This window comes from Saccharomonospora xinjiangensis XJ-54 (genome assembly GCF_000258175.1).
Lineage (GTDB): Bacteria > Actinomycetota > Actinomycetes > Mycobacteriales > Pseudonocardiaceae > Saccharomonospora > Saccharomonospora xinjiangensis.
Map to the genome: position 1 here is coordinate 1 of NZ_JH636048.1, position 2,463 is coordinate 2,463.

Below are 2,463 nucleotides of genomic sequence, written 5' to 3' on the forward strand. Positions count from 1 at the left end.
GTGCTGCACACCGTGCCCGCCGACCCGGCCGCCGCGCTGCCCGGCACGTACGACCTCGTGGTGGCGCTCGGCCGTCTTGCCGGTGTGCGCCGCAAGCGGGAGCTGCTCGCCAGGATCGACGCGGCGCTAATCGACGGCGGGCGGGGTGTGGTCGCCGACCACGTCGCGACCCTGCGCGGCGATCTCGACGACAGGGCCGGGGGAGTACTGGTGTCCAGTGTGGACTCCTGGGTCGAGCTGCTCGGCTCCGCGCGCCTCGTCGTGGACGAGGTCACCGACCCGCCTCGGCTCCTGCGGACGAGGCTCGATCACGCCGCGCTCGCCGAGGCCCAGCGGCGCGGGTGGGCACGGCCGGTGCTGCTGCGCCTGCGCAAGGACGTGGCGATGGCGGCCGACCAGCGCAACCGGGTCAACCACCGCGCGCTGACCGACTGGACCGGCGCCTGAGGAGTGAGAGGAAACCACATGTCCGAGGTCATGCGGGTGGTCGAGGAAGCCGCGGCCAAGCTGAACCTCACCACGCTCGCCGGACTCGACCCGGCGAGGGCGGTGTCGCTGGTCGAGGCGATCAACGCGGCTCTGGGAACCACCCTCTCCAGCGGGGTCGTCGCCGACCATCCCGACACAGCGAGCCTCGCCGCGCACGTCGAGTCGGTTCTCGACGCGGCGACGGCACGGGAGGAGATCGCGATCGTCGGCCTGCACTGCCGCACCGGCGACGCGCCCGATTCCGACGAGTTCTGGGACATCGTGCGCACCGGCCGCGACGTCACCAGGGAGATCGGCGACCCCGTCGCGCTGACCATGTTCCGCCAGGCGTTCCCCGACGCTGAGCTGCCCCGCTACGGCGCCATGCCGGACACCGACGCCTTCGACCCGGCGTTCTTCCGCATCTCGCCGACCGAGGCCGCCGCGATGGACGCCGCGCAGCGGGTGCTGCTGGAGTCCAGCTACCACGCACTGGAGGACGCGGCCATCGACGCCGCGTCCCTGCGGGGCCGCAGGGTCGGCACGGTCGTCGGTACCACGGGCCTCGCCCCGCAGGCCGAGTACACCGCGCACTCGCTGCTCGGGTCGGACACCAGCGTGATGGTGTCCCGGCTCGCGTACCACCTCGACCTCGCGGGGCCCGCGCTCGCCGTGGACACCGCGTGCTCGTCGTCGCTGGTCGCCATCGACGTCGCGGTGCGGCTGCTGCTGTCCGACCAGGCCGACCTGGTGCTGGCAGGCGGGGTGTACGTGATCAACCACCCCGGCGTGTTCCTGACCATGCAGAACCTCGGCACCGTGTCCGCCACCCGCCGCTGCACACCGTTCGACGCCGACGCCGACGGGATGCTCGTGGGCGAGGGCGTCGGGATGCTGGTGCTCAAGCGGCTGTCCGACGCCCTCCGCGACAACGACCGCGTCCACGGCGTCATCAGGGCCAGCGGAACCAACCAGGACGGGCGCACCTCCGGCATCACGGCGCCCAGCGTGTCGGCCCAGTCGGCGTTGCTGCGTGAGGTGCTCGGCCGCAGCGGGGTCGCGGCCGACGCGCTCGGCTACTTCGAGGCGCACGGCACCGGCACCACACTCGGCGACCCCATCGAGATCGCGGGCATCACCTCGGCGTACGCGGGTCTCACCGACCGCACCGGCTACTGCCCGATCGGCTCGGTGAAGGCCAACGTCGGGCACACGATGGGTGCCGCAGGCGTGCTTGGCGTGATCAAGGTGCTGCTCGGGATGCGCGACGGCGTCGTGCCCCCCGCGACAAACTTCACGAAACCGAACCCGCACATCGACTTCGACTCCGCGCCGGTGCGCGTGCCCACCGAGGAACAGCCGTGGCCTGCCGGTCCCGACGGGCGCAGGCACGCCGCGGTGAGTTCGTTCGGCTACAGCGGCACCAACGCCCACCTCGTGCTCTCCGATCTCCCCCTGCCGACGCGGCAGCCCGCCCCGTCCCGTCCGCAGCTCATCCCGCTGTCGGCGCGCACGCGCGACCGGCTGCGGGTCAGGGCCGCCGACCTGGCGGCGGCCCTGCGAGGCCCGCTCTCGGGCGCCGACCTCGCCGACGTGGCCTACACGCTCCAGGTGGGCAGGGAACCGATGGCCGAGCGAACCGTCCTGGTCGCCGGGTCCGTGGCGGAGCTGGTCGGGCAACTCGACCGCGTCGCGGGAGGCGAGGAGATCGCACTCGGCGACTCCGTGCCCGCCGAGCTGGCCGGTCCCGCGCGGCAGTGGGCGTCGGGCGAGCCGGTGGCGTGGGCGCGCCTGCACCTGGGAACGGCCCCGCGCCGGATCGGGCTGCCCGGCTACCCGTTCGAACGGCATCGGTACCCGCACGCGTGGGCCGACGGCACCCCCATCGAACGGCCGAAGAACGGTGCCGCGCCGATGCTGCCCCCGCCAGCCGGCACCGCGACCGGCGCACCCGCGACCGCAGCGGCGACGACAGCGGCAGCGACGGCAGCGGCA

General features: G+C 73.6%; 2 protein-coding genes. Both read left to right on the forward strand.

All coding sequences use genetic code 11. The features are described from left to right. On the forward strand, positions 1 to 447 hold a 447-nt coding region (locus SACXIDRAFT_RS00005; RefSeq protein ID WP_157599613.1), incomplete at its 5' end, for a hypothetical protein. An 18-nt stretch (positions 448 to 465) separates the two neighbouring features. Further along, positions 466 to 2,463 (forward strand): type I polyketide synthase (locus tag SACXIDRAFT_RS00010; protein WP_006236376.1); only part of this gene is annotated, 1,998 nt, incomplete at its 3' end.